This window comes from Streptomyces sp. NPDC051976, from assembly GCF_040680795.1.
Lineage (GTDB): Bacteria > Actinomycetota > Actinomycetes > Streptomycetales > Streptomycetaceae > Actinacidiphila.
This window is the reverse complement of the sequence record NZ_JBFAXL010000002.1, coordinates 267,231-292,021: the sequence shown is the minus strand read 5'-3', so window position 1 is coordinate 292,021 and position 24,791 is coordinate 267,231. Positions and strand designations below refer to the sequence as shown.

Here is a 24,791-nt window from a genome sequence, read left to right as displayed (position 1 = left end):
CAGGCACGGGGGGATGGCAGGAGAACAGATGGCCGAAGAGGAACCCGAGGTCCGACCGCTCGATCCGATCGACCGCACGATCCTGCGACTGCTGCAGGAGGACGGCAGGGCCTCCATACGCTCGGTCGCCGAGCGCGTGCACGTGTCCCGGGCAAACGCCTACTCCCGGATCAACCGGTTGATAGAGGACGGAGTGATCCGAGGTTTCACCGCCCGGGTCGACCACGAGCGCGCCGGGCAGGGCGCCTCCGCCTACATCACCCTCAAGATCGTCCAGAACTCCTGGCGGACCGTCCGCGAAAAACTCGTCACCCTACCGGGTGTAGTCCATATTGCCCTGGTAAGTGGTGATTTCGACGTTCTGCTGCTGGTGCACACGGTCGACAACCGCAGTCTGCGCGAACTGGTGCTGACCCGGCTGCAGGCGATCGAGGAAGTGCTCAGCAGTCGCACCCTGCTGGTCTTCGAGGAGACCGATCTGGTCGTCGGCGACTGACCGCGTCCGACCGGCCGCCGTACCGCCCTCAGCTCCCGTACTTCTTGAGGAACGCCTTGACCTGGGCGTAGTTCGCCGGGTCGGAGAGCATGCTCACCCCGTGGTTGGCGCCGCCGACGATGTGGAGGTCGTTCTCCGCGGCCTTCTTCGTCGCCTTGCTGAGCGCCTTGGTGGACTCCGCGAACTCGGTGTCGTCCTGCGCCGCCATGTAGAAGACCGGCATCGTCAGGGTCGGCACGGCCGAGGACGCGTCCATGCCGTTGTAGGTCCCGGGCGCCGAGAGGGAGACCACGGCGTCCACCTTGGGGGTGATCTCGGCCGCGGCGGACAGCACCGACGTACCGCCCTTGGACGCGCCGACGAGCAGCACCTTCTTCGCGCCCCTGCCCCGCAGGTAGGTGGCCGCCGCGGTGATCTCGGGCACCTCGCTCCCGGCCGAGTCGACCGCGAGGACCGTGTAGCCCTCCTTGGCGAGATCGAGGGCGTTCGGCACCCACTGGCAGACGTCGCCGTCGGCCTGGTGGGCAAGGACCAGTGCGGTCGTCCCCGTACCGGTGCGGAAGCCTTCGACGTCCTGGCCCTCGGAACTGGGGAAGGTCACCGAGCCCGCCTTGGCCTGAGCGGGTGAGAGGCAGCCGAAGTCGTTCGCCGTGGCGGACGGCGACGGGGCCGCCGTACTCCCGCCGCCACCGCCGCCTCCGCACCCGGCAAGCAGCAGGAACGACACCGTCAGCGCGGAGGCGGCCACCGCCCGTACCGGCGGGCGGAATCGCACGGAATAGCGATCAGCGGAGAACATGGCTGGATCGTGTCCGCCCCGGGCACACCGGGTCAATGGTCTGGACCAAAAGAGTGACAGGAGGACCCGCCCGGCACGGACGGGTCCTACGCCCGCAACCCGTCGAAGGCCAGCCGCACCACCGCGTCCGCGACCTGCTCCCGCTCCGACCCGCCCTTGGCGTCCGGCCGGTACCACTCCACGACGGAGTTGATCATCCCGAAGAGCAGCCTGGTGGCCAGCCGCGCCTCGACGTCCGAGCGCAGATCCCCCTCCGCGGCGGCCGCCTTGACCAGTTCCGACACCCGCTGGTCGAACTCCCGGCGGCGCTCCATGGCCCAGCGCTCGGTCGTGGTGTTCCCGCGCACCCGCAGCAGCAGCGTGACGTAGGGAAGTTCCTCCATCAGCACCACCGCCGTACGGCGGGTGACGTACTCCAGCCGCTGCACCGCACGCCCCGACAGCGCCTCCGGCTGCTCCAGGATGCCGAAAAGGCCGTCGAGGGCGCGTCCCACCGCCCTGTTCAGCAGTTCTTCCTTGCCCCGCACATGGTGGTAGATCGACGACTTGGAGATCCCCGCGGCGCGCGAGAGGTGCTCCATGGACGTGCCGTCGTAACCGCGCTCGTTGAAAACCTCGACGGCCACGGCGAGCAGCGAGTCGGGCGTATAGGTGTCGCGTTTGGACATGGTCATGAGGAGACCACATCCTCGTCGACGTCCCCACGCCGCCATAGGGCGAGCGAGGGCGCGTAGCGGCCGGTGGGGTACCACTCGTGCATGCTTTCGAGGAATTCCCGCACCCAGAGCGCCGAGATTCGGTCGCCCCACTCCAGCGGGCCCAGCGGATAGTTCACGCCGAGCCGCATGGCGGTGTCGATGTCCGCGGCGGACGCGACGTCCCTGGCGACCGCGTCGCAGGCGAGGTCGACCAGCATGGCGACGGTCCGCCCGACGATCAGACCGGGCACCTCCCGGACGACGCTGACCTTCTTGCCCAGCGCCTGGAAGAAGCCCGTGGCGTGCGCGAGGCCCGCGTCCGTGACCCCGCGCGACGGCGCTATCGCGATCCTGGTCGCCGCCCGGTAGTCCAGGGCGAGGTCGAACTGGACGCCCTCACCCAGGGTGCCGTCCGCCAGCCACAGCGCCGTCCCGTCGGGCAGCTCGATCCTGTTCATGGACCGCAGCGCCTCCTGCGGCCGCACCTCGATCCCGGCCTCGACCGCGAGGTCGACCAGCGCCTGGGCGGGGCCCAGGTCGCCGCCCACGACGATGTACCGCGGCGCGTCCGCCGGTTCGGCGGTGTGCGGCGCCGCCGCGTCCGCCCCGCCGGCGGCACCCGCGGCGCGACCGTCGTCGTACGGGTACCAGCCGTGTCCCGACTTGCGGCCCAGCCGTCCCGACTCGACCAGACGGCGCTGGGCGAGCGACGGGGTGAACTTCGGGTCGTGGAAGAACCCCTCCCAGACCGAGCGGGTGACGGCCTCGTTGACGTCCTGCCCGATCAGGTCCATCAGGGCGAAGGGCCCCATGGCGAAGCCGCCGGACTCGCGCAGTACGGCGTCGATGGTGGCGGGGTCGGCGGCACGCTCCTCGTACACGCGCAGCGCCTCGGCGTAGTAGGGGCGGGCGATGCGGTTGACGACGAATCCCGGGGTGTCCGCGCAGCGCACCGGGGACTTCCCCCAGGCCGCGGCCGTGTCGTAGGCGGCCGTGACGGCATCGGGGTGGGAGGCTGCGCCCGCCACGACCTCCACCAGCGGGAGCAGCGGCGCGGGATTGAAGAAGTGCAGGCCGACGAGGCGGCCGGGCAGCCGCAGGGCGCCCGCGACGGCCGTCACCGACAACGAGGAGGTGTTGGTGGCCAGCAGGCAGTCGTCGGCGACGACGGCCTCCAGATCGGCGAAGAGCCGCTGCTTGGCGGCCAGGTCCTCCACGACGGCCTCGACCACGAGCCCCGCGTCGGCCAGGTCCTCGACCCGCTCCGCCGCGATGAGCCGGGAGAGTGCCGCCTCGTGCTCGGCCGCGTCCAGGCGGCCCTTCTCGGCCAGCCTGTCGAGGCGGGCGGACACGCCGACGGCGGCCTTCTCCGCGAATCCCGGTACGGCGTCGTGCAGCAGCACCCGATGCCCCGCCAGCAGGGCGACCTGTGCGATTCCCTGGCCCATGGTGCCGGTGCCGACGACGGCTACGGTGCGGGTGCGTTCAAGTGCGGTCACGGTGTCCACGACTCCCTGCCGAGTTATCCACAGGCCGGGACGTCCCTCTTGTCCCGACCGAACATTCGGTTAATCTAGCGTTGTCTCTTCCACTCAGCCCAGCTCGACGAGGAGTTGGTCCCATTGCCCGCCGATCTGTCCACCGTGCTCTTGATCGAACGTCACCGCGGCACCCTCGACAAGGCGCTGGACGCTGTCAGAACCCGTGCGTACTGGTCGCCCTACCCCGAACACCCGAAGGCCTACGGCGACGGCGAGGAGGGCAAGGCCGCCTTCGACGCCCTGCTCGGCAAGCGCTTCGACCTGGACCAGCCGGGCACCGACGGCTGGACGGGTGACGAGCGGTCGCCGTACGGGACAGAGCTCGGCGTACAGTACCCGCACCCCGATCCCGACGTGCTGCTTCCCGCCATGCGCGAGGCGATGCCCGCTTGGCGTGACGCCGGGCCCGAGGCTCGCGCGATGGTCTGCCTGGAGATCCTGGCCCGGATCAACGCCCGCACCCACGAGTTCGCCCACGCGGTGATGCACACCTCGGGACAGGCGTTCACGATGGCCTTCCAGGCCGGTGGCCCGCACGCGCAGGACCGCGGCCTCGAAGCGGTGGCGTACGCGTACGTGGAGCAGGTCCGTACCCCCGACACCGCGGAGTGGACCAAGCCGCAGGGCAAGCGCGACCCGCTCAGCCTGCGGAAGTCCTTCACCGCGGTGCCGCGCGGCATCGGCCTGGTGATCGGCTGCAACACCTTCCCGACGTGGAACGGCTACCCGGGCCTGTTCGCCTCCCTGGCCACCGGCAATCCGGTGCTGGTCAAGCCGCACCCGCGCGCGGTGCTGCCGCTGGCGCTGACCGTCGCGGTGGCCCGCGAGGTTCTGGCCGAGGCGGGCTTCTCGCCCGACCTGGTCTGCCTGGCCGTCGAGCGGCCCGGCGAGGGCCTCGCCAAGACGCTGGCGGTCCGCCCCGAGGTGCGGGTCATCGACTACACCGGCTCCACCGCCTTCGGCGACTGGCTGGAGACCCACGCCCGCCAGGCGCAGGTCTACACCGAGAAGGCCGGCGTCAACAGCGTGGTCATCGACTCCACCGACGACTACCGCGGCATGCTCAACAACCTCGCCTTCGCGCTGTCCCTGTACAGCGGCCAGATGTGCACCACCCCGCAGAACCTGCTGATCCCCCGGGACGGCATCGAGACCGAGGCGGGCCCGCGGACCTACGACGAGGTCACCGCCGACCTCGCCACCGCCGTGGAGAAGCTGCTCGGCGACGACGCGCGGGCCAACGCGCTGCTCGGCGCCCTGGTGAACCCGGATGTGAAGGCGCGGCTCGACGGCGCCGCGGGGATCGGGGAAGTCGCCCTCGCCTCCCGGGCCGTCGCCCACCCCGATTTCCCCGACGCGGTCGTCCGCACCCCCGCCCTGGTCAAGCTGGACGGCGCCAAGCCGGACGACGAGGCGGCGTACATGTCGGAGTGCTTCGGCCCGGTCGCCTTCGCCGTCGCCGTCGACTCCACCGCCGACGCGCTGGAGTTGCTGCGCCGCACGATCCGCGACAAGGGCGCGATGACGGTCGGCGGCTACACCACCTCGGCCGAGGTGGAGCGGCAGATGGAGGAGGTCTGCTGGGACGAGTGCGCGCAGCTCTCGCTCAATCTGACCGGCGGCGTCTATGTGAACCAGACGGCGGCCTTCTCCGACTTCCACGGCTCCGGCGGCAACCCCGCGGCCAACGCGGCGCTGTGCGACGGGGCGTTCGTCGCCAACCGCTTCCGGATGGTGGAGGTGCGCCGGCCCGTCTGACGGACGGACCTGCCCCTGGCCGCCGTGCACCGGCCAGGGGCGGCGAGGCGGGAAGCGGTGTCAGGGACGTCCCGGTACCAGCGGGGACCGGGACGTGGCCGCCCAGTGGTAGAGCGTCATGCCGACGCTGGTGGCCAGGTTGTAGCTGGACACCTGCGGCCGCATGGGCAGGGCGACCAAGGCGTCGGCCCGGTCCCTGAGTTCGGCCGACACGCCGTGCCGCTCGGAGCCGAAGACGACCAGGGCGTCGTCGGGCAGTCCGGCGGAGCGGATGTCCTTGCCCTCCGGGTCCAGGACGTACAGCGGGCCCGGCGGCAGAGCGTCGGTGCCCGTACGCTCCACCGCGGTCGCGTAGTGCAGTCCGGCGCCGGAGCGCACCGCGTTGGGATGCCAGGGGTCGAGGTCCCCGGTGGTGACCACGCCGGTGACGCCGAACCCGGCGGCGAGCCGGATGACGGCGCCGACGTTGCCGAGGTTGCGGGGGCTGTCCAGGACCACCACCGGCGCCCGGCGGGGCAGCAGGGCCAGCGCCGCGAGGTTCGCGTCCCGGTCGCGCCGGACGGCGAGGGCGGCCACCGCGGTGGGGTGCACCCTGGGCACCAGTTCCCGCAGCTCCGCGGCCGGGACCGCGGTGACCCGCCGCTCCAGCTCCGCGGTCAGGTCGGGGGCCAGCTCGGTGGCCAGCCGCAGCATGGCGTCCCGGTCCGCGGTGACCGCCACCGGCACCGTCGCGCCGAAGCGCAGCGCGTGCTTGAGCGCGTGGAAGCCGTCGAGCAGCACCGCGTCGGGCGCGTGCTCCCGCCAGCGCCGTACGGCGGTCTCGTGCTCGGTCATGGCCTCAGCGTACGGGGCTGCCGACCGGCCCGATCACGTCACGGCGCTGGGCGGGGACGCCTCGACGACGGGCTCCTCGTACTTGCCCGACCGCTGTTCCACCAGGACCGGAACAGGCTGCCCGCCGCCCGGCCGCACCAGCCGTACCAACTGCTGACCGGCCCAGCGCAGGAAGCCGGTCGGCAGGAACACCGCGTCGGCGGCGATCATCGCGAGGGAGAAGAAGGGGAGACCGAGCACGATCGCGATGGACGCGTGCTCCACCATCATCGCGACCAGCAGCACGTTCTTCACCCGCCGGTTGAACAGGGTGAAGGGGAAGGCGACCTGCACCATGACCGTGCCGTAGGTGATCAGCATGACCATGACGTCGTTGCCCGCGAGGGTGTGCGACAGGGCGGGCCAGGGGGTGAAGTCGTCCAGGTGGAGCGGGTAGTAGAGCGCGGTGCCGTCCTGCCACCGGCTGCCCTGGATCTTGTACCAGCCCGCGGTGGAGTAGATCAGGCACACCTCGACGACGATCACCAGCATCGCGCCGTTGTGCATGATGTTGGCGATGATGTCGAGCACGGTACGCGGCTCACCCGGAGCCCAGCGCCGCACGGCCCACCACAGCGCCTGGGCCAGCCAGCTCGCCCAGAAGATGACCGTCCACTCGCCACTGAGCTTCCCGAGCAGTGTCGCGGCCACGAGCGCGGCGCCGAGCACCGCCCACAGGGCGATCCCCACCGGATCGAGGGCGGAGGCGGCGGCGCGGTTCGTCTTCGCGGCGCTCTCCACGTCGGCCGCGCTCTCGCCGTCGGCGGACGCCGGTTCGGCGGCCCGGCTCAGCTCGGCCGCCCTGCGCTGGCGGTCGGCGCGGCGGCGGTCCAGCGACCAGACCTGGCCGCAGCGGGTGAAGGCCAGATAGATCGCCATCAGGTGGATGACGTTGTCGCCGCCGTCGCCCACGAAGATGCTGCGGTTCTGCAGCGACAGCACGCCGATCATGAACAGCACGGAGGCAGTCCTGGTCCGCCAGCCCAGGAGCAGCATCAGGCTGGAGGCGATGGCGAGGGTGTAGACGAGCTCGAACCAGGTGCGGCCGTCGTTCCACAGCACCACGGTGAAGGCGTGGTTGTCGGCGATCAGCCGCCGTGCCAGGTCGACGCCCCACGGGCTGTCGGGGCCGTACAGCTCGGAGCGGTGCGGCCACTCGCGCAGCAGGAACAGCAGCCAGGTCAGCGAGAAGCCTATGCGGACGATCGCGCTCTGGTACGGCCCGACGGCCGTGCTGGTCACCTTGGCCAGACCACGCGAGACACCGCGGTCGATACCGGCGGCGAGGCCCGCGAAGGGGGACGGCGCGTGGCTGTGGGGGGCGGTCACGAGGCGCTCTCCTGCCCGGTCGGCGTGTTGTCGACGGCCCACCAGGGCAGTTCCCGGTAGTAGGTCTGGGTGTCGGACTTCTCGCCACTCCAGGAGGGCTTGGCGACCGAGACGGTGGCGGAACGGGCCTGGAGGCGTACGACGTCGCCGCCGTTGAGCCGGTGGCCGAACCGCATCTCCAGAATCCGCAGCAGATAGGTGCGGCTCATGTCGCTGCGGTCACCCGAGGTGGCCTGCTCCTTGCCGTCGTGCGTGTCGGTGTAGAAGCTCCAGGCGCGGCGCAGCTCGTTCTGCTGGGTGTGGCTCGGCGCCGGGTCGTGCCGCATCGCGGCGATGTCCATGCCCGTCAGGTCCACCCAAGAGGTGGTCGACAGGGTGCCGCCCGCCTTGCGGATCTCGGCGCGGGCCTGGACGTGGATGTTCTGCTGGAGCGGGTCCGGCGCGAACAGCTTCCAGTTCTGCTCGAACTCCGGATAGATGTAGTCGTCAACCGCTTTGCTGTGCTCGCGGCTGATCGTGTTGGACGGCGCGACGTGCAGGAAGACCATGGCCAGGTGGTAGAGCGCACCCACCGCGACGACGGCCACCGCAAGCGCCACGGCTATTCGCGCGGGCAGCGACAAGGCTCCCACCTGGGGTGGTGGCCCCTCGAACGACTCCATCGACTCCCCGTCCTCACCCGCGCCCGGTGCGCGCCCGCCGCCCGGCACGCTACTCACCACGTGCCCAGGCGGTGACCTTACCGAGTTATCCACAGGCCGGGGTATGGCCTTGACACCCCAAGGTGTGCCACCGACCATGGAGTGGACCGAACGATCGGTCGGTTGGTTGACGGCGAAGGACGCGGCACGGTCCGCGACCACGAGAGAGGGAGGGGTCCGCATGACGACGACGGCAGCACCAGCGGCGACCGCCGGGGAGGCACCGGCGGCGGACCAGGCAGCCCTCCTGGCCGCCTTCGACGCGGCGGTGGCCGAGGACTCGAGGATCGAGCCCCGCGACTGGATGCCGGACGCGTACCGGGCGACACTCGTACGCCAGATGGCCCAGCACGCCCATTCCGAGATCATCGGTATGCAGCCCGAGGCCAACTGGATCAGCCGGGCGCCCTCGCTGCGCCGCAAGGCAATCCTGATGGCGAAGGTGCAGGACGAGGCGGGCCACGGCCTCTACCTCTACAGCGCCGCCGAGACCCTCGGCGTGAGCCGCGACGAGCTGCTGGACAAGCTGCACGCCGGCCGCCAGCGGTATTCGTCGATCTTCAACTACCCCACCCTGACCTGGGCCGACGTCGGCGCCATCGGCTGGCTGGTGGACGGCGCCGCGATCACCAACCAGGTGCCGCTGTGCCGCTGCTCCTACGGCCCCTACGCCCGCGCCATGGTGCGGATCTGCAAGGAGGAGTCCTTCCACCAGCGCCAGGGTTACGAGCTGCTGCTCGCCCTGAGCCAGGGGACGGACGCCCAGCACGCGATGGCACAGGACGCGGTGGACCGCTGGTGGTGGCCGTCCCTGATGATGTTCGGCCCGCCCGACGACGAGTCGGCGCACTCCGCCCAGTCCATGGAGTGGAAGATCAAGCGCCACTCCAACGACGAGTTGCGCCAGCGGTTCGTCGACATATGCGTCCCGCAGGCGCAGGTGCTCGGACTCACCCTCCCCGACCCCGACCTGCGCTGGAACGAAGAACGCGGCGGGTACGACTACGGGGCCATCGACTGGACGGAGTTCCAGGAGGTGCTGCGCGGCAACGGCCCCTGCAACGAGGAACGGATCACACGGCGCCGGGCCGCCCACGAGAACGGCGCCTGGGTCCGCGAAGCGGCCGCCGCCTACGCGGCCAAGCACGGAGAGGCACACGCATGACCGGGCAGGGCAACAACGAGTGGCCGCTGTGGGAGGTCTTCGTCCGCAGCAGGCGAGGGCTCAGCCACAGCCATGCGGGCAGCCTGCACGCCCCTGACGCCGAGATGGCGCTGCGCAACGCCCGGGACCTCTACACCCGGCGGGCCGAAGGCGTCTCGATCTGGGTGGTGCCGTCCTCCGCGGTCACCGCGTCGTCCCCCGACGAGAAGGACCCGTTCTTCGCGTCCGCCGCCGACAAGCCCTACCGGCACCCGACCTTCTACGAGATCCCGGAAGGGGTGAAGCACCTGTGACCGCCACCGCCGGCGGGGCTACGGACACCACGTCCACGGCCCCCGTGTCCGCAGCCGCCACCCCCTCCGCATCCACCGGAGCCCTGTCCGCGAGCGCCGTGTCCGCCGCCCGCGCGCTCGGCGACGACGCCCTGGTGCTCGCCCAGCGGCTCGCGGAGTGGGCCGGGGACGCGCCGGTGCTGGAGGAGGACGTCGCGCTGACCAACATCGCGCTCGACCTGCTCGGCCAGGCCCGCACCCTGCTGTCGATGACCGGTGACGAGGACGAGCTGGCGTTCGGTCGCGAGGAGCACGAGTTCCACAACGTGCAGCTGGTGGAGCGGCCCAACGGCGACTTCGCCGACACCATCGCCCGGCAGCTCTATTTCTCCGTCTACCAGGAGCTGCTGTACGGCGCGCTCGCCGCCTCGGACGACGCCCTGGCCCCGCTGGGGGCCAAGGCGGTCAAGGAGGTCGCCTACCACCGCGACCACGCCGAGCAGTGGACCCTGCGGCTCGGCGACGGCACCGAGGAGAGCCACCAGCGGATGCAGCGCGCCGTCGACGGGCTGTGGCGCTACACCGGCGAGCTGTTCGAGCCGCTCGACGGCCTCGGCGTCGACCTGCCCGCGCTGCGCAACCCGTGGCTGGAGCGGATCACCGACATCCTGAGCCGGGCCACCCTGGAGACACCGCGGGGTTCGGACCGCACCCCCTGGTCCGCCGGGGCGGGCAGGCAGGGCGTCCACACCGAGCCCTTCGGCCGCCTGCTGGCGGAGATGCAGTATCTGCACCGCGCCCACCCGGGGGCGACATGGTGACCACGACCCCTCTGGAAGAAGAGCTGCTGCGGCTCGCGGGCGCCGTGCCGGACCCGGAGCTGCCGGTGATATCGCTCGCCGAGCTGGGCGTGCTGCGGGACCTGCGGGTGACCGGGCCCGGCCGGGTCCAGGTCGAGCTGACCCCCACCTGGACCGGCTGTCCCGCGCTCGACACCATGGCCGCGGACATCACCGAGGTGCTGACCGCGCACGGCATGTCCGAGGTCTCGGTCCGTACCGTGCTCTCGCCCGCCTGGTCGACCGACGCGATATCCCCCGAGGGACGCCGCAAGCTCGCCGAGCACGGGGTCGCGCCGCCGCGCACCCCCGCCGCCCGGCACGCCTCCGGTGGCCCCGTCCCGGTGGACCTGGCGGTGCGCTGCCCGCACTGTGGGTCCGTCGACACCCGGCTGCTGAGCCGCTTCTCGTCCACGGCGTGCAAGACGCTGCGCCGCTGTGAGTCCTGCCGCGAGCCCTTCGACCACTTCAAGGAGCTGTGAATGTTCCATCCGCTCCGGGTGACGGAGGTCAGCCCGCTCACGGACGACTCGGTGACCATCGCCTTCGAGGTGCCCGAGGAGCTGCGCGCCGAGTACCGCTACAGGGCGGGGCAGCACATCGCGGTCCGCCGGTTCGTGGACGGCGCCGAGATACGCCGCACCTACTCCCTGTGCGACGCCGTCCCGGCGGTCCCGGCAGCTGGTGACGGCTCCGCGGCGGGCGACGGTCACGGGCCGAGGACGCTGCGGGTCGGGGTGCGGCTGGTGGAGGAGGGCGAGTTCTCCACGTACGCCCTCAAGGAGCTGGCCGTGGGTGACGTGCTGGACGTGATGACGCCCGCGGGCCGGTTCGTGCTGGAGCCGCGGCCGGGCCGTTTCGCCGCGGTGGTCGGCGGCAGCGGCATCACCCCGGTGCTGTCGCAGATCGCCACGATCCTGTCCCGTGAGCCGGGCGCGACCTTCTGCCTGGTGCGCAGCGACCGGACGGCGGCGTCGACGATGTTCCTGGAGGAGGTAGCGGACCTCAAGGACCGGTGGCCGGACCGGTTCCAGCTGGTGCCCGTGCTCTCCCGTGAGGAGCAGCAGGCCGGGCTGCCGTCGGGGCGGCTGGACGAGGCGCGGCTGACCTCGCTGCTCCCCGCGCTGCTGCCGGTGACGGAGGTCGACGGCTGGTACCTGTGCGGGCCGCTGGGCCTGGTCACCTCGGCCGAGCGGGCGCTGCGGGCTCTGGGCGTGGCCCGGTCCCGGGTGCACCAGGAGATCTTCCACGTCGACGAGGTGCCCTCGGGCCCGGTCGCCGATCCGATACCCGGCGGCGCCACCGTGCGAGCCACGCTCGACGGCAGAGGCGGGAGCTGGCCCTCGACGGCCGGTGAGTCGCTGCTGGAGACGGTGCTGCGCAACCGCTCCGACGCCCCGTACGCCTGCAAGGGCGGGGTGTGCGGGACGTGCCGGGCCAAGCTGGTCACCGGCGAGGTGCGGATGGACCGCAACTTCGCGCTGGAGCCGGAGGAGACGGACGCGGGGTATGTGCTGGCCTGCCAGTCGCATCCGGTCACTTCCGTCGTCGAGGTGGACTTCGACGCCTGACCGCCCTAATCTGACGCATCGTCAGAATTGGTGGCGGGAGGAGCGGATCGTGGAGTTCGGCTTCACCGAAGAGCAGCTGGCAGCGGTCGAGGCGGCGAAGTCCGTCTTCTCCGGAGTGACGGCGGAGGGGTTGCCGAGCCCCGCGCTGACCTCCGGGGCGGTCGCCCAGGACTTCGACCGGCCGCTGTGGCGCAGGCTCGCCGAGAGCGATCTGCTGAGCCTCACGCTGGACGAGGAGTACGGCGGGGCGGGACTCGACCCGCTCGCGCTCTGCCTGGTGCTGCGCGAGGCGGGCAGGGTACTGGCCCGGGTCCCGCTGCTGGAGAGCTGCGCCGCGGCGCTGGCGATCCAGCGGTACGGCTCCGCGCCCCTGCGGGAGCGGCTGCTGTCCGCGGTCGGCGGCGGCACAGCCGTCCTCACGGTCGCCGCCAACGGCCGCACCGGCCATGACGGCGCCGAACTCGCCGTCCAGGCACGCCCGGACGACCCGGGCAGCGCTCCGGACGGCGGATCCGACGGTACGGCGAGCGCGGTAGCCGACGGGCTCGGCGTGGTGCTCGACGGGGTGCAGACCGGTGTGCCGTGGGCGCAGAGCTGCGACCACATCCTGGTGCCCGCCCACACCCCGCAGGGCGGGGCCGTGGTGGCGGTGGTCCGCCGGGACCACGACGGCGTGACGTGCGCCGAGCAGATCTCCACCAGTGGAGAGCGGCTGGCGGAGATCACGCTGGACGGCGTACGCGTGCCCGGTACGGACGTGCTGACCGCGGAGGGCGCCTGGGAGTGGCTGCGGCAGATGCTCGCCACCGGCACCTGCGCCCTGGTGCTCGGCCTCGGTGAGGCGGTGCTCGGGATGACCAGCGCGTACGCGGCGAAGCGGCAGCAGTTCGGGCATCCGATCGCCACGTTCCAGGCGGTCGCCGTACAGTCCGCCGACCGGTACATCGATCTGCGGGCGATGGAGGCCACGCTGTGGCAGGCGGCATGGCGGCTGAGCACCGGGGCGGGCGGGGCACTGCCGCTCGCCGGTGATGTGGCGGTGGCCAAGATCTGGGCGTCGGACGGCGTGCGCCGGGTCGTCCAGACCGCGCAGCACCTGCACGGCGGATTCGGCGCCGACACCGACTACCCGCTGCACCGCTACCACGCCTGGGCCAAGCAGCTGGAGCTGTCACTGGGCCCAGCGGCCGCGCACGAGGAGGCGCTGGGCGACCTGATCGCCGCCCACCCGCTCGCCGGTTAGGGCCGAGGGCCGCCTGGCCGAGGACCCGAGGAGGACCTAGAGGACGAAGCCCGTGCCGCCCTTGCCGTCCACGACGGGGCGGCCGGCGGCCTCCCAGTCGAGCATGCCGCCGGTGACGTTGACCGCGTCGACGCCCTGGGCGATCAGGTACTGGGCGACCTGGGCGGACCGGCCGCCGACCCGGCACACCACGTGCACCCGGCCGCCCTCCGGCACCTCACCGATCCGGGCGACGACCTCGCCCATCGGGATGTGGACGGCGCCCTCGGCGTGCCCGGCGGCCCACTCCTCGTTCTCCCGCACATCCAGCACGATCGCTTCAGCCGGTACGGCGGCGGCGTCCACCGCGGGGAGCTGGGAGTGGAACATCGGGCGTGGCCTCCTGAGCACGGGGGGTGGCGGTGCGCGTCAGCGCGGACCGCTCACGGGGAACCAGAAAAACGTACCTCAGCCGCCGCCCCGGACGACGAGTGACCGGGACGCGGACGTACGGGCCGCCTAGGGCGTATCCGGCGACACGGCCTAGGGCGTGCCCGGCGACACGCCCTAGCCCTCCGTCTGCCGGACCAGCTCGGCGAGGCGCGCCTCACGCGAGGCGACCTGGGTGAGGAGCTGCTCGGCGATCTCGTTCAGCAGGGCATCCGGGTCCTCGGGCGAGAGCTTCATCATCTGCCCGATGGCGCTCTCGTCCAGCTCCGCCGCGAGAGCCGCCAGCTTCTCCTTGCGCTCGGCCAGCCACTCCAGCCGGGCGTAGAGGACCTCGGCCTCGCTGGGCAGCGCCTCCTCGGGCACCGGCCCGGCGTCCCACTCCGCGGAGAGGGCGCGCAGGGTGTCCTCGTCGGCGTAGGCGTAGGCCTCGTTGACGCGGGCGATGAAGGCGCTGCGGCGTTCCTTCTCGGCGTCGTCCTGGGCCAGGTCGGGGTGCGCCTTGCGTGCCAGCTCGCGGTAGAGGCGCTGGGCCTCCTTGCCGGGCCGGACGCGGCGCGGCGGGTTCGGGTCGTCGACCGGCCGTACGCCGTCGGAGCCCAGCAGCCCGCCGAACAGCTCCTCGACACCCGGCATGGGCATGACCAGCGCTCGGGCCTCCCAGGCCCGCTCGATGTCCGCCCGGTCGCCGCTGTGCGCCGCGACGGCCTCCGCGATCAGCGCGTCCAGTTCGTCGAGGCGCGCGTACATCGGGCCGAGCCGCTGGTGGTGCAGCCGGGAGAAGTTCTCCACCTCGACCCGGAAGGTCTCCACCGCGATCTCGAACTCGATCAGCGCCTGCTCCGCCGCCCGCACGGCCTTCGCCAGCCGGTCCGAGCCGGGCTCGGGCGGCGGTGCGGCGGCAGACGAGGAGGCACCAGCGGAGGCGGCGGAAGAATCGGTTCCGGAGGTGTTCGTCACTCGGACAGCCTAGGGCCTGCAAGGGCGATCTTCGCTGGGCCACCGCAGACCCCGTCAGCCACGGTCGTCACCGGGCGCCCCACACACACCTTCTGCCCCACCGCGACCTGCGCGGCAGCGCGCCGAACGCCCGCCCGGGGTTCCCGAAGCGTGTCGTGGCTCACGACTCGACCTCCGCGGGCAGGCGGCCCGCGCGGATAGCGGCCAGCAGGTCCGCGTGGTCCGCCTCCGTACGGTCGGCGTACGCGACGGCGAAGTCCGCGACCGCCTCGTCCAGCTCCTCGCTCTTCCCGCAGTAGCCCGCGATCAGCCGCGGATCGGCGCTGTGCGAGTGCGCCCGCGCGAGCAGGGCGCCCGTCATCCGCCCGTAGTCGTCGAGCAGGCCCGGCGGGAGCGCGGCCGGATCGACGCTGCCCTTGCGGTTCCTGAACTGCCGCACCTGGTAAGGCACCGCGCCGATCTGCGTCCAGCCGAGCAGGAAGTCGCTGACCACCTGCATCCGCTTCTGCCCCAGCACCACCCGGCGCCCCTCGTGCTCCACCGGCTCGTTCGGGAAACCGGCCTTGGCCACGTACGCCAGCAGCGCCGACGCCCTGGCCTCCTTGACCTGGAGCACCAGCGGCTCGCCCAGGTGGTCCAGGAGCAGGACGACATACGAGCGCGTGCCGACGCTGCCGGTCCCGACCACCCGGTGGGCGACGTCGTGCACGGCGTACCGCGCCAGCAGCGGCAGCCGGTCCTCGCCGACCGTCCGCAGATAGCCGTCGAGCGCGCCCGCCACCGCCGCCGCCTCGGCGTCCGGCACCCGCCGCAGCACGGGCGGCGCTTCGGTGAACCTCCGTCCGCCGTCGCCGACCGCCTCGGTGGCGCGCGCGGCGAACTTGGCGCCGGTGTTCCGCCGCGCCTTCTCCGAGACCTGCTCGATGGTGCCCAGCAGGTCGTGCGCGTCCGCGTGGGTGACGAGTTCCTCGTCGGCGACGGCGTTCCAGGCGTCCAGCACCGGGAGCCGGGCGAGCAGCCGCATGGTCCGCCGGTACGCGCCCACCGCGTCGTACGCCGCCGCCCGGCACACGTCCTCGGCCGCGCCCGCCTGCCGCCCGGCCAGGACGAGTGAGGTGGCGAGCCGCTTGACGTCCCACTCCCAGGGGCCGTGCACGGTCTCGTCGAAGTCGTTGATGTCCATCACGAGGCGACCGCGGGCGTCGGCGTAGAGACCGAAGTTCGCGGCATGCGCGTCCCCGCAGATCTGGGCGCCTGCTCCGGTCACCGGGGCGTCGGCGAGATCGGCCGCCATCAGACCCGCGGAACCGCGCAGGAAGGCGAACGGGCTCGCCGCCATCCGGCCGACACGCAGCGGTATCAGCTCCGGGATCCGGCCCGCGTTGGACTCCTCCACCGCGTCGACGGCGGCACCGAACGCGGGGGACACCGTGGACACGTCAGCGGGCGCGGCGACGGCATCCGTCACGGCGTCGACCGGCGGCCGGCGCCAGGTGCCGGACGGCGGGCGTCCGTGCGCGGAGCGCGGCACACGCTCACGCAACGCCTTGCCTCTACGCTTCGCCGACTCCTCCTCGTGCGGCCATCGCGCGAACCCCGGTATCCACGGAACCCTCGACTCCATCGTCACCCTCCCCCTCGCCCGGCCCGGCCGGCGTCAACGGACCACCCGTCATGCACCCACATGCCGGGGGTAATCCGGCTATTCGGTCGCCTCCGCCCGAGGTTTCGTGCTTGCCTTGGAGCAGGACACTACTCAGCGCCGAACCGCAGGTGCACGACGTTGGACGAGATCACCCGGCATCCCGCTACCACCGACGCAGATCATCACACTGACCGTCCCACCCGCCATGAACAGCGCGAACACGAGTCACACCAGGCGCCCCACTCGCACCAGGAGCACCCGGTGGATCACGTGGACCAGGTACACGAGGCACCCGCACCACCCACGGCACGCGAGCGCGGCACGCGCGAACGGCCAGGCAGCCATGCCGTCGGTCATACGGCTGCCCAGGTGGCGGTGCCCACGACCGGCCACGACGTCCCGGACCAGGACACGGGCGACCTCGTCGTGCCCGGAAACGGTACGGATCGCGCCGACGGTCCGGGGCACGCCGATGCCGCCGCCCCCGGCGATCCCTCCGCGCCCGAAGACGCTCCCGCGCCCCCCTACGGTGTCCCCGGCGCCGGCGTCGCCGCCCTGCTGCGGCTGGCCGTGCTCTGCGTCGACCACGACGGCCGGATCTCGTACTGGAACCGCGGCGCCGAGGAGTTGTTCGGCCACCGCTGGGAGGCCGTCTTCGGTCACCGGGCCTCCGGGCTGCTGTCGCTGGCCCGCCCGGCCGCGGTGGCCGCGGGCGCCGAGCCGCGGTCGGCTCACGAGGACACCCTCGACCTGCTCGACGAACTCACCCAGCCCGCCTGGGCCGGAGCCCTCGCCTCCACCGACCGCGACGGCACGCTCAAGGACGTGCTGTGGTGGACGTACCGGCTGACGGAACAGTCCGGGAGCAGCCTGCTGGCCATCGCGACGCACGCGAAGCCGCTCCGCAGCGGCAACCTGCGGATCGCGCTCGGCGGCCGGTTGCTCCCGTACGCGGCCGAGGGTCCGCAGCGGCAGGCCATCTCGGTCGCCGCCGTACTCAGCCCTGCCGGTGACCCCGCGCAGGCGCAGGCCCTGGCCGCGCGGCTCAGCACCGTGCTGCCCGGGGTCAGCCCCGGCCGTCTCGACCGGATCGTGCGGCAGATCGCGCCGCTCGGCCACCCCGCCCTCGAAGTCGAGGGCAGCACCCGGCTTCCCGTCACCCCGCACGACTACGCCCGTGTGGCGGCCGCCTCCCGCCCGGAGCGCGCCGTACGCCGAGAGCTGCTGCCCGGCCCGCGCCCCGGCGCCGCTGCGGGCACCGACGCCGGCCCTGCCTCCTCCCTTCCGGGCGCCACGCCCCACACATCACCCCGCGCCGACCACTTCGGCCCCGGCGCGGGCGTCGGCACCGGCCTCGGCACCGATCCGGCCGCCTCCGACGCGGACCGTTCCAGCGCGTCCGCCCTCACCGCGGTGCCCTTCCCCACCCTCGCTCCTCTCGTCACCGACCAGCCGCCCGGCCGACTCCCCGGCGGCCCCACCCACCTGCCCGGGAACGCGCTCGACGAGCAGCTGGCACTGCTCCGCGAGACCGGCTCGGTGGTCGGCTCGACCCTCGACCTGAACACCACCGCACGCGAGATGTGCGCGGTGACCGTGCCGCGGTTCGCCGACTTCGCGGCCGTCCTCGTCGTGGACCAGCTCTTCTCCGACACCGAGCCGCACAAGGACGACCACCGGTCCGACACGGTGCTGGTCCGCCGGGTCGCCATGGCCCACGCGAACGACACCGGCCTGTGGGAGACCGCGCTCCCCGAGGGTGAGCTGCTCATGCTGTCCGCGGACGAGTTCGTGCCGCGCTTCGGCGAACCGGTGCTCGTCCCTGTCGTGGACCCGGCACTCGCCCCCGACATCGCCCTCGACCTGGGGGTGCCCGCCCTCGGCCCGCTGCTGCCGGGGCATTCCATGATCGTGGCGCCGCTGACCGCGCGCGGCACCGTACTCGGCCGGATGTGCTTACTGCGCGGACCCGGCCGCCGCCCGTTCGACGCCCGCGATGTCGCCACCGCCACCGAGGTCATCGCCCGCGGCGCCGTCCATATCGACAACGCCCGCCTGCACCGGCTGGAATCGCGCGCCGCCGCCACTCTCCAGCGCTCGATGATGCCCGCCCGGCCGCCCCGGATTCCCGGCGTCCGCATCGCTCATCACTATATGCCGGGGGACCGACAGGCCCAGGTCGGCGGCGACTGGTTCGACGCTATCCAACTCCCCGGCGGCCGGGTGGCCCTGATCGTCGGTGACGTGATGGGGCACGGGCTGCAGGCCGCGGCCGTGATGGGCCAGTTCCGTACGGCCGTCATCACCATGGCAGGACTCGACCTGCCGCCCGCCCAGTTGCTGCGGCACCTCGACAACCTCGCCCACCGCCTGGGCCCCGAACACCTCGCCACCTGCGTCTACGCGGTCTACGACCCGATCCACCGCTCCCTCACGCTCGCCAACGCTGGCCACATCCCGCCCGTACTCGCCGGGTACGACGGGCGCAGCGAGCTGCTGGCGATCCCCGGCGGTGCGCCGATCGGGGTGGGTGGAGTCCCGTTCGAGACCGTGGAGATCCAGGTCCCGGACGGCAGTTGGCTGGTGCTGTGCACCGACGGTCTGGTGGAGGTGCGCGGTCAGGGCATAGACGCGGGGCTCGCCGCGCTGTGCGCCACGGTCATCGAGCCGCAGCAGACGCCCGAGGACGTCTGCGGGCAGATCCTCGCGCGCGTCCACTCCGAGGACCGCAGGGACGATGTCGCGCTGCTCGTCGCCAAGTTCGAGGGCATCGCGCCCGAGGACGTGGTGCAGTGGACGCTGCGGCTCGACCACGCGGAAGTGGGCACCGCCCGCGACCTGACCCGGCGCCAGCTCGCCGCCTGGGGGCTCGAACGCCTCAGCGACACGACGGAACTGCTGGTCAGCGAGCTGGTCACCAACGCCATAAGAGCGGCGTCCTACGAGGTTGAGCTGCGGCTGATGCGTGTCGGCAAGCTGCTGGTCGAGGTCAGCGACGACAACCACAACCTGCCGCAGTTGCAGCGCGCCGAGGCCGACGACGTGCAGGGGCGCGGCCTTGCCCTGGTGTCGCATCTGTCCCGGCGCTGGGGGACCAGCAGAAAGGCCGTGGGCAAGGTCGTCTGGTTCGAACTTCCGCTCCCCGCTTGATATTGTTGCGGTATACAACCGCGCAGGTGGAGACGGAGGAGCGCCCGCGATGACCACACGGGAGGCGTCCATGGAGACCATCCAGCGCGAACTGACCGCGATCGCGCGCCGGGCGCGCGCCACCGCCGCGCGTATGCACCCGGAACTCTCCCTGGTGGCGTACACCATCCTGGCGCACGTGGAGGAGCAGCAGGGCTGCCGGGCCACCGATCTGGCCGCGCACTACCTGCTGGACAAGTCCACGGTCAGCCGTCAGGTCGGCGCGCTGGAGAAGCTCGGTTTCCTCGAGCGCCGGGTGGACGCGGCTGACCACCGCGTCCAGGTGCTGCATCTGGCCCCGCGGGGGGTCGAGATCCTGGCCGCGGCCCGGGTCGGTCGCCGTATGTCGTTCGAAGAGCGGCTGGCCGAATGGGATCCGTCGGATCTGTCACAATTCGCGCGCTATCTGGTGCGCTACAACGAAGACGCGGCCGCCCACCCGTAACCGCCCCACTCAGCGGCCTCGGCCCACTGAAGGCCCTGCCTCAGGACTTCCTTCAGGGCCGCCGCGCCCTCAGCACCCCTCGGTACCGGGCTCCAGCTCCGTGCACGGGCCGTCTTCCGGAAGGTGCGCCTGGGCCCATTTGCTGAGTTCCTCGAGAGCGGGGCGCAGCGCCTGACCCGCCTCGGTGAGGCCGTAGCTGACCCGCAGCGGCGGGCCGCCGTCGACCTCGCGCACCACGAGACCCGCGTCGACCAGCTCGCTGAGCCGGTCGGACAGCATGCGTTCGCTGATCTTGGGGATGGACCGGCGCAGCTCGCCGAAGTACGCGGGCCGGTGCGTGAGAACGGCCACGATCAGCCCGGTCCAGCGTTTGCCGAACAGCTCGAACACCCGCGTCAACGCCACATCCACGCCCAGACACGGCGTGCGCTGACGCACTTGCTGACCCCGTTCCATGCCCAAAGGGTACTCCCCGCACAGTTCGGTGCTGCAAAAAAGTAAGCACCTGTGTTATCAATAGCTACGTACGAACTCCGGGCACCGCTGACGTCGTACGACGTACGTCAGCCATGCCCGAAGCCCCCGATCTCATCCGAATGAGGCTGCCCATGGCCACGCTGCTCCACCTCGACTCCTCCGCCTTCCACGAGCCCTCGGTCTCCCGCGCGGTGACCGCGACCTTCCGTAAGGAGTGGGAGAGCCAGCACCCCAACGGGACCGTGATCTACCGCGATCTCGCCGAGGACCCGCTGCCGCATCTGACGGCCGACGGCGTCATCGGGGCCACCGCCCCGGCGTCGACCCACACCCCCGCGCAGGCCGAGGCCGCGGCGCTGCGCAACTCGCTCATCGAGGAGTTGGAGGCGGCCGACGCGATCCTGATCGGTACGCCGATGTACAACTTCACGATCCCGTCCGCCCTCAAGGCATGGCTGGACCAGGTGATCGTCGTCGGCCGCACGGCGGGTGAGGGCGGTTCGGTGGCCGGCAAGCCGGTCACCGTCGTCGCGGCCCGGGGCGGCGGCTACGGGCCGGGTACGCCGCGCGAGAGCTACGAGTTCCTGACGACGTATCTGGAGAAGGCGCTCACGGGCCTGATGGCGCTGGAGGTCGACTTCATCATCCCCGAGCTGACGCTGGCCCGTACCGTGCCCGAGATGGCGCCCCTGATCGACGCCGCCGACGCCTCGCGCGCACAGGCGCACGAGGAGGCCAGGGCCAAGGCGAAGGCGCTGGCCGCGCGCCTGGCCGCCTGATCGCGCTGTCCCCCGGGCGAAGGAACGCCATACGACGGCACGCCCCGGCCGGATCGGTGAGACGGCGACCGACGCCGCATCACTGACCCGCCGGGGCGTGCCGTGTACTACCGCTGTTTTCCTGCCGCGGATCGCTCATCCGCGGTTCCCGCCGCTGCTACGTCAGAGGCTGACGCCGAAGTCCTGGGCGATGCCGCGCAGGCCGGAGGCGTAGCCCTGGCCGACGGCCCGGAACTTCCACTCCGCCCCGTTGCGGTACAGCTCACCGAAGACCATCGCGGTCTCCGTGGAGGCGTCCTCGGTCAGGTCGTAGCGGGCGATCTCGGTGCCTCCCGCCTGGTTCACCACACGGATGAACGCGTTGCGCACCTGGCCGAAGCTCTGCTGACGGCTCTCGCCCTCGTAGATCGAGACCGGGAAGACGATCTTGTCGATCTCCGGGGGCACGGTGGCCAGGCTGACCTTGATCGCCTCGTCGTCCCCCTCACCCTCGCCGGTGAGGTTGTCACCGGTGTGCTCGACAGAGCCGTCGGGGCTCTTGAGGTTGTTGAAGAACACGAAGTGCTTGTCCGACACGACCTTGCCCGAGGCGTCGAGGAGCAGCGCGCTCGCGTCGAGGTCGAAGTCGGAACCCGTGGTCGTGCGCACGTCCCAGCCCAGGCCGACGGTGACCGCCGTGAGTCCGGGGGCCTCCTTGGTCAGTGAGACATTGCCGCCCTTGGAGAGGCTGACACCCATGGTGGATCTCCCTGCTCAATCCGGCGCGGGCCGCGCCACTTGACGATTCCTTTGCCCAATGACTCCAACGGACACCACCCTGCCCCGGTTCCCGCCGGGCTGCCACCGTTCACCGCGTTTCGATCTGCTCCGCCGCCCATCGGGCCCATTCCTCCTGCATGGCCGTCAGGCGTAGGCCGTACTCCAGCGCGAGCCGGCCGTAGGTCGAGATCTGGTCGTCCCCCCAGTCCACGGAGGCTTCGAGCTGCTCGAGCCCGGCATGTCCGGCGGCGGCGCGCGCGGCCTCGAGACCCAGGTACGTGGTCGCCTCCACCGGAGTGAGCACGCCGAGGAAGAACACCCGCAGCAGCGTCTCGCTGCGGCGGAACCGCTCCGGCTCGGTCTCGGTGAGCCAGTGCCGCAACTCCGCCATCCCCTCGTCGGTGATGGCGTACTCCTTCCGCCCGCGCGGGCCCTCGGCGGCCACCGTCAGCAGGCCGGAGGCGGCCAGCTTGCCCAGCTCGCCGTAGACCTGGCTCTGCGTGGCCGGCCAGACGTTCGCGAGCGAGGTCTCGAACAGTTTCATCAGGTCGTAGCCGCTGGCCGTTCGTTCGGCGAGCAGCCCCAGAACCGCATGGCGAAGACTCATGGGAACCATCTTACCTTCCACTCTTGACAGGTCAAGACTGGACCTTCTACTTTTGACATGTCGGACCTGGAAGATCCAGATCACTCGGAGGGGAATCCCATGAACTACCTGCGCGGCTTCATCCCGTGGATCGCTTTCGCCGCCGTCTCGTCGTTCGGCTGGCAGTGGGGAGCGCTGGCCGGACTGATCCTCGGCCTGCGGCTGTTGTGGCAGGACCGCAAGGCAGGGCTCGCGGCCGACTCGCTGATCCTCGAGCGCAGCACGATCGCGTTCTTCGCGGTGCTGACCACCGTCGCGTTCGCCCGCACCGACAGCGGCGTGCAGGACTACACGGGAGCTCTGTCACTGGGCTGGCTGGCCGTCACCGCGTGGGCGACGCTCGCGGTGAAGCGGCCCTTCACCCTCGGCATAGCCCGCCGCCAGACCCCGGCCTCGGTCTGGAACAACCCGGTCTTCCTCCACATCAACGTCGTGCTGACCAGCGTGTGGGCCGCCGCCTTCACCGTCACCGCCGGCGTCCTGGCGGCCGTCTCCGCCGCCCACCTCGGCGACGCCGTCTCCATACCCGTCCAGGTCGCCGGATTCGTCCTGCCCGCCCTGTTCACCAGCCGCTACCCCGACCGCGTCCGCGCCCGGATGGCCGCCACCACCGGCGCGACGACCCCGTCCGCCACCGACACCCAGGAGGCCTGATCTCCATGACCCCTCAGCCGACGACCACGAGCACGAACACCCCCACGGCCAGGAGCACGGCCACGACCAGGCCAAGGACCTCGGCGATGACCGCCACCACGCACTCGACCGCCTCGGCGGGCCCCACCCCGCACATGTCGGGGAACTTCGCCCCCGTCGGTGACGAACTGACCGTCCACGACCTGCCGGTCACCGGTGAGATCCCACCCGAACTCAGAGGCTGGTATCTGCGTAACGGCCCCAATCCGCAGGACGCCGCCTCCGCCCACTGGTTCTTCGGCGACGGGATGGTCCACGGCGTCCGCCTGGAGGACGGCCGCGCCACCTCCTACCGCAACCGCTGGGTCCGCACCTCGACCTTCACCGACGGGGCCCGGATCCATGACGAGCGAGGGAACGCCGACTTCACCGCGTCGGTCGCCAACACCCATGTGGTCAGGCACGCGGGCCGCACTCTGGCGCTGGTCGAGTCCTCGTTCCCCTACGAGCTGGACAGCCGCCCCGGACACGAGTGGGGGACGGTCGGTCCCTACGATTTCGGCGGTCGGCTGACCACCGCGATGACCGCGCACCCGAAGACCTGCCCGGCCACGGGCGAGCTGCACTTCTTCGGGTACGGAGGCTACCGTCCGCCCTATCTGACCTACCACCGGGCGGACGCGGCAGGGGAGTTGACGGTGAGCCGCCCGATCGACGTCCCGGCGCACACGATGATGCACGACTTCCATCTGACGGCCGCCCATGTGGTCTTCATGGACCTGCCCGTCGTCTTCGACCTGGAGACCGCCAGGCGACCGGGCGCCGGACTGCCCTATCGCTGGGCCCCCGGGTACGGCGCCCGGCTCGGCATCCTCCGGCGCGACGACCCGCACGGCCGGATCCGCTGGCTGGAGATCGACCCCTGCTACGTCTTCCACTCCCTCAACGCGCATGACGAGGGTGCCGACCGGATCGTGCTGTACGTGGCGCGGTACGCCCGCTGGGCCGACGACGGAAAGCCCTCGGGGCCGGCGGCACTGTGGCGCTGGACCGTCGACCTGGCCGCGGGCACCGTCGCCGAGGAGCAGATGGACGACCGGCCCGGCGAGTTCCCCCGCACCGACGACCGGCTGGCGGGACTGGCCGCGCGGTACGGCCATGTCACGACCGGACGGTCACCCGGCGGGTCGTCGGCACCTGGCGCGCTCACCCGGTACGACCTGCGCACGGGGGCGTCGACCAGCCATGAGTTCGCCCCCGGCCGCACCCCTGGCGAGGCCGTCTTCGCCCCGGCCGACGACCGCCCTGGTGGCCCCGGCTGGCTGATCACCTACGTCCATGACGCCGCCACCGACACCAGCGACCTCGTCATCCTGGACGCCGACCGACTCGCCGCCCCGCCCATAGCCACCGTTCGTCTGCCCCGCAGGGTGCCCTTCGGCTTCCACGGCAACTGGCTCCCGGACGTCGCCGACGCTCCCCGGCCCGGCGCGCACGCCCCGGCGTAGAGCTTTCCGGGGTAACCGGGACACGTCACCGGCGATGTC

General features: G+C 71.7%; 25 protein-coding genes. 13 read left to right on the top strand and 12 right to left on the bottom strand.

Features of this window, described 5'->3' with window-relative positions:
* The first annotated feature begins 13 nt into the window (after positions 1-13).
* Positions 14-496 (top strand): Lrp/AsnC family transcriptional regulator, encoded by a 483-nt coding sequence (locus tag AB0M29_RS03655; protein WP_365378287.1) that lies wholly within the window; start codon positions 14-16, stop codon positions 494-496.
* A 28-nt stretch (positions 497-524) separates the two neighbouring features.
* On the opposite strand, the gene AB0M29_RS03650 is transcribed toward AB0M29_RS03655, so the two are convergent.
* The 3 genes from AB0M29_RS03650 to AB0M29_RS03640 all read right to left on the bottom strand — a co-directional run bounded on the left by AB0M29_RS03650 (position 525) and on the right by AB0M29_RS03640 (position 3,492).
* Positions 525-1,295 (bottom strand): dienelactone hydrolase family protein, encoded by a 771-nt coding sequence (locus AB0M29_RS03650; protein WP_365378284.1) that lies wholly within the window; start codon positions 1,293-1,295, stop codon positions 525-527.
* 86 nt (positions 1,296-1,381) lie between these two features.
* Positions 1,382-1,969, bottom strand: coding sequence for a TetR/AcrR family transcriptional regulator (locus tag AB0M29_RS03645; protein WP_365378282.1), 588 nt, complete (start codon positions 1,967-1,969; stop codon positions 1,382-1,384).
* Complete coding sequence (locus AB0M29_RS03640; RefSeq protein ID WP_365378279.1) at positions 1,966-3,492, bottom strand: 3-hydroxyacyl-CoA dehydrogenase; 1,527 nt, start codon at positions 3,490-3,492, stop codon at positions 1,966-1,968. The genes AB0M29_RS03645 and AB0M29_RS03640 overlap by 4 nt, the downstream gene beginning before the upstream one ends.
* Before the next feature lie 123 nt (positions 3,493-3,615).
* On the opposite strand from AB0M29_RS03640, the gene paaN reads away from it, so the two are divergent.
* Positions 3,616-5,292: a phenylacetic acid degradation protein PaaN gene (paaN, locus tag AB0M29_RS03635; RefSeq protein WP_365378277.1), complete on the top strand. Its 1,677-nt coding sequence runs from the start codon at positions 3,616-3,618 to the stop codon at positions 5,290-5,292.
* A 60-nt stretch (positions 5,293-5,352) separates the two neighbouring features.
* Here paaN and AB0M29_RS03630 read toward each other — a convergent pair whose 3' ends face one another.
* The 3 genes from AB0M29_RS03630 to AB0M29_RS03620 are packed head-to-tail and all read right to left on the bottom strand — an operon-like array spanning position 5,353 to position 8,156.
* Positions 5,353-6,126, bottom strand: coding sequence for a TrmH family RNA methyltransferase (locus tag AB0M29_RS03630; protein ID WP_365378274.1), 774 nt, complete (start codon positions 6,124-6,126; stop codon positions 5,353-5,355).
* A 33-nt stretch (positions 6,127-6,159) separates the two neighbouring features.
* Entirely contained in the window at positions 6,160-7,440 is a 1,281-nt protein-coding gene (locus AB0M29_RS03625) for an HTTM domain-containing protein (RefSeq protein ID WP_365378611.1), read from the bottom strand.
* A 50-nt stretch (positions 7,441-7,490) separates the two neighbouring features.
* Positions 7,491-8,156: a DUF5819 family protein gene (locus AB0M29_RS03620; protein ID WP_365378271.1), complete on the bottom strand. Its 666-nt coding sequence runs from the start codon at positions 8,154-8,156 to the stop codon at positions 7,491-7,493.
* Between the two features lie 220 nt (positions 8,157-8,376).
* Between AB0M29_RS03620 and paaA the strand changes: the two genes are divergently transcribed.
* Genes paaA through AB0M29_RS03590 form a run of 6 tightly spaced genes read left to right on the top strand, consistent with a single transcriptional unit; the run spans position 8,377 to position 13,285 of the window.
* Positions 8,377-9,360: a 1,2-phenylacetyl-CoA epoxidase subunit PaaA gene (paaA, locus tag AB0M29_RS03615; RefSeq protein WP_365378269.1), complete on the top strand. Its 984-nt coding sequence runs from the start codon at positions 8,377-8,379 to the stop codon at positions 9,358-9,360.
* Positions 9,357-9,653, top strand: a complete 297-nt coding sequence (gene paaB / locus AB0M29_RS03610) for a 1,2-phenylacetyl-CoA epoxidase subunit PaaB (RefSeq protein WP_365378266.1) — start codon at positions 9,357-9,359, stop codon at positions 9,651-9,653. Before paaA ends, paaB begins: the two co-directional genes overlap by 4 nt.
* Entirely contained in the window at positions 9,650-10,453 is an 804-nt protein-coding gene (paaC, locus tag AB0M29_RS03605; RefSeq protein ID WP_365378263.1) for a 1,2-phenylacetyl-CoA epoxidase subunit PaaC, read from the top strand. The genes paaB and paaC overlap by 4 nt, the downstream gene beginning before the upstream one ends.
* Complete coding sequence (gene paaD, locus AB0M29_RS03600; RefSeq protein WP_365378261.1) at positions 10,447-10,953, top strand: 1,2-phenylacetyl-CoA epoxidase subunit PaaD; 507 nt, start codon at positions 10,447-10,449, stop codon at positions 10,951-10,953. The genes paaC and paaD overlap by 7 nt, the downstream gene beginning before the upstream one ends.
* Entirely contained in the window at positions 10,954-12,042 is a 1,089-nt protein-coding gene (locus AB0M29_RS03595; protein WP_365378258.1) for a 2Fe-2S iron-sulfur cluster-binding protein, read from the top strand.
* A gap of 49 nt (positions 12,043-12,091) precedes the next feature.
* A complete protein-coding gene (locus AB0M29_RS03590; RefSeq protein WP_365378256.1) occupies positions 12,092-13,285 on the top strand; it encodes an acyl-CoA dehydrogenase family protein in 1,194 nt (397 codons plus the stop codon).
* Between the two features lie 36 nt (positions 13,286-13,321).
* Here AB0M29_RS03590 and AB0M29_RS03585 read toward each other — a convergent pair whose 3' ends face one another.
* From AB0M29_RS03585 to AB0M29_RS03575, 3 genes are all read right to left on the bottom strand, one after another.
* Positions 13,322-13,654, bottom strand: coding sequence for a rhodanese-like domain-containing protein (locus tag AB0M29_RS03585; protein WP_365378254.1), 333 nt, complete (start codon positions 13,652-13,654; stop codon positions 13,322-13,324).
* 177 nt (positions 13,655-13,831) lie between these two features.
* Positions 13,832-14,671 carry a hypothetical protein gene (locus AB0M29_RS03580; RefSeq protein ID WP_365378251.1) on the bottom strand — a complete coding sequence of 280 codons (840 nt, stop codon included), beginning with the start codon at positions 14,669-14,671 and terminating at the stop codon, positions 13,832-13,834.
* A 160-nt stretch (positions 14,672-14,831) separates the two neighbouring features.
* Positions 14,832-16,295 carry a DUF2252 domain-containing protein gene (locus tag AB0M29_RS03575; RefSeq protein ID WP_365378249.1) on the bottom strand — a complete coding sequence of 488 codons (1,464 nt, stop codon included), beginning with the start codon at positions 16,293-16,295 and terminating at the stop codon, positions 14,832-14,834.
* A 390-nt stretch (positions 16,296-16,685) separates the two neighbouring features.
* Between AB0M29_RS03575 and AB0M29_RS03570 the strand changes: the two genes are divergently transcribed.
* Both AB0M29_RS03570 and AB0M29_RS03565 read left to right on the top strand, forming a co-directional pair.
* Entirely contained in the window at positions 16,686-19,466 is a 2,781-nt protein-coding gene (locus tag AB0M29_RS03570) for a SpoIIE family protein phosphatase (protein WP_365378246.1), read from the top strand.
* Positions 19,467-19,515: 49 nt separating this feature from the next.
* Positions 19,516-19,950: a MarR family winged helix-turn-helix transcriptional regulator gene (locus AB0M29_RS03565; protein WP_365378243.1), complete on the top strand. Its 435-nt coding sequence runs from the start codon at positions 19,516-19,518 to the stop codon at positions 19,948-19,950.
* Positions 19,951-20,019: 69 nt separating this feature from the next.
* Here AB0M29_RS03565 and AB0M29_RS03560 read toward each other — a convergent pair whose 3' ends face one another.
* Positions 20,020-20,406: a helix-turn-helix domain-containing protein gene (locus tag AB0M29_RS03560; protein ID WP_365378241.1), complete on the bottom strand. Its 387-nt coding sequence runs from the start codon at positions 20,404-20,406 to the stop codon at positions 20,020-20,022.
* A 152-nt stretch (positions 20,407-20,558) separates the two neighbouring features.
* Here AB0M29_RS03560 and AB0M29_RS03555 point away from each other — a divergent pair, with 152 nt between their 5' ends.
* Positions 20,559-21,206, top strand: a complete 648-nt coding sequence (locus AB0M29_RS03555) for an NAD(P)H-dependent oxidoreductase (RefSeq protein WP_365378238.1) — start codon at positions 20,559-20,561, stop codon at positions 21,204-21,206.
* Between the two features lie 162 nt (positions 21,207-21,368).
* Here the strand turns inward: AB0M29_RS03555 and AB0M29_RS03550 are convergent, their stop codons facing one another.
* Together AB0M29_RS03550 and AB0M29_RS03545 are read right to left on the bottom strand one after the other, a co-directional pair.
* Entirely contained in the window at positions 21,369-21,944 is a 576-nt protein-coding gene (locus AB0M29_RS03550; RefSeq protein ID WP_365378236.1) for a TerD family protein, read from the bottom strand.
* 109 nt (positions 21,945-22,053) lie between these two features.
* Positions 22,054-22,572 (bottom strand): PadR family transcriptional regulator, encoded by a 519-nt coding sequence (locus tag AB0M29_RS03545; RefSeq protein WP_365378233.1) that lies wholly within the window; start codon positions 22,570-22,572, stop codon positions 22,054-22,056.
* Between the two features lie 99 nt (positions 22,573-22,671).
* On the opposite strand from AB0M29_RS03545, the gene AB0M29_RS03540 reads away from it, so the two are divergent.
* Both AB0M29_RS03540 and AB0M29_RS03535 read left to right on the top strand, forming a co-directional pair.
* On the top strand, positions 22,672-23,265 hold the full coding sequence (locus tag AB0M29_RS03540; protein ID WP_365378231.1) for a hypothetical protein: 594 nt from the start codon (positions 22,672-22,674) through the stop codon (positions 23,263-23,265).
* Positions 23,266-23,351: 86 nt separating this feature from the next.
* A complete protein-coding gene (locus AB0M29_RS03535; protein ID WP_365378228.1) occupies positions 23,352-24,752 on the top strand; it encodes a carotenoid oxygenase family protein in 1,401 nt (466 codons plus the stop codon).
* Positions 24,753-24,791 lie beyond the last annotated feature (39 nt).

Bases quoted from the DNA above. Each gene is read 5' to 3' on its own strand.
- AB0M29_RS03655 (WP_365378287.1), top strand. From the start codon at position 14: ATGGCAGGAGAACAGATGGCCGAAGAGGAACCCGAGGTCCGACCGCTC.
- AB0M29_RS03650 (WP_365378284.1), bottom strand. From the start codon at position 1,295: ATGTTCTCCGCTGATCGCTATTCCGTGCGATTCCGCCCGCCGGTACGG.
- AB0M29_RS03645 (WP_365378282.1), bottom strand. From the start codon at position 1,969: ATGACCATGTCCAAACGCGACACCTATACGCCCGACTCGCTGCTCGCC.
- AB0M29_RS03630 (WP_365378274.1), bottom strand. From the start codon at position 6,126: ATGACCGAGCACGAGACCGCCGTACGGCGCTGGCGGGAGCACGCGCCC.
- AB0M29_RS03620 (WP_365378271.1), bottom strand. From the start codon at position 8,156: ATGGAGTCGTTCGAGGGGCCACCACCCCAGGTGGGAGCCTTGTCGCTG.
- paaA (WP_365378269.1), top strand. From the start codon at position 8,377: ATGACGACGACGGCAGCACCAGCGGCGACCGCCGGGGAGGCACCGGCG.
- paaB (WP_365378266.1), top strand. From the start codon at position 9,357: ATGACCGGGCAGGGCAACAACGAGTGGCCGCTGTGGGAGGTCTTCGTC.
- paaD (WP_365378261.1), top strand. From the start codon at position 10,447: ATGGTGACCACGACCCCTCTGGAAGAAGAGCTGCTGCGGCTCGCGGGC.
- AB0M29_RS03595 (WP_365378258.1), top strand. From the start codon at position 10,954: ATGTTCCATCCGCTCCGGGTGACGGAGGTCAGCCCGCTCACGGACGAC.
- AB0M29_RS03585 (WP_365378254.1), bottom strand. From the start codon at position 13,654: ATGTTCCACTCCCAGCTCCCCGCGGTGGACGCCGCCGCCGTACCGGCT.
- AB0M29_RS03575 (WP_365378249.1), bottom strand. From the start codon at position 16,295: ATGGAGTCGAGGGTTCCGTGGATACCGGGGTTCGCGCGATGGCCGCAC.
- AB0M29_RS03565 (WP_365378243.1), top strand. From the start codon at position 19,516: ATGACCACACGGGAGGCGTCCATGGAGACCATCCAGCGCGAACTGACC.
- AB0M29_RS03560 (WP_365378241.1), bottom strand. From the start codon at position 20,406: ATGGAACGGGGTCAGCAAGTGCGTCAGCGCACGCCGTGTCTGGGCGTG.
- AB0M29_RS03555 (WP_365378238.1), top strand. From the start codon at position 20,559: ATGGCCACGCTGCTCCACCTCGACTCCTCCGCCTTCCACGAGCCCTCG.
- AB0M29_RS03550 (WP_365378236.1), bottom strand. From the start codon at position 21,944: ATGGGTGTCAGCCTCTCCAAGGGCGGCAATGTCTCACTGACCAAGGAG.
- AB0M29_RS03545 (WP_365378233.1), bottom strand. From the start codon at position 22,572: ATGAGTCTTCGCCATGCGGTTCTGGGGCTGCTCGCCGAACGAACGGCC.
- AB0M29_RS03540 (WP_365378231.1), top strand. From the start codon at position 22,672: ATGAACTACCTGCGCGGCTTCATCCCGTGGATCGCTTTCGCCGCCGTC.
- AB0M29_RS03535 (WP_365378228.1), top strand. From the start codon at position 23,352: ATGACCGCCACCACGCACTCGACCGCCTCGGCGGGCCCCACCCCGCAC.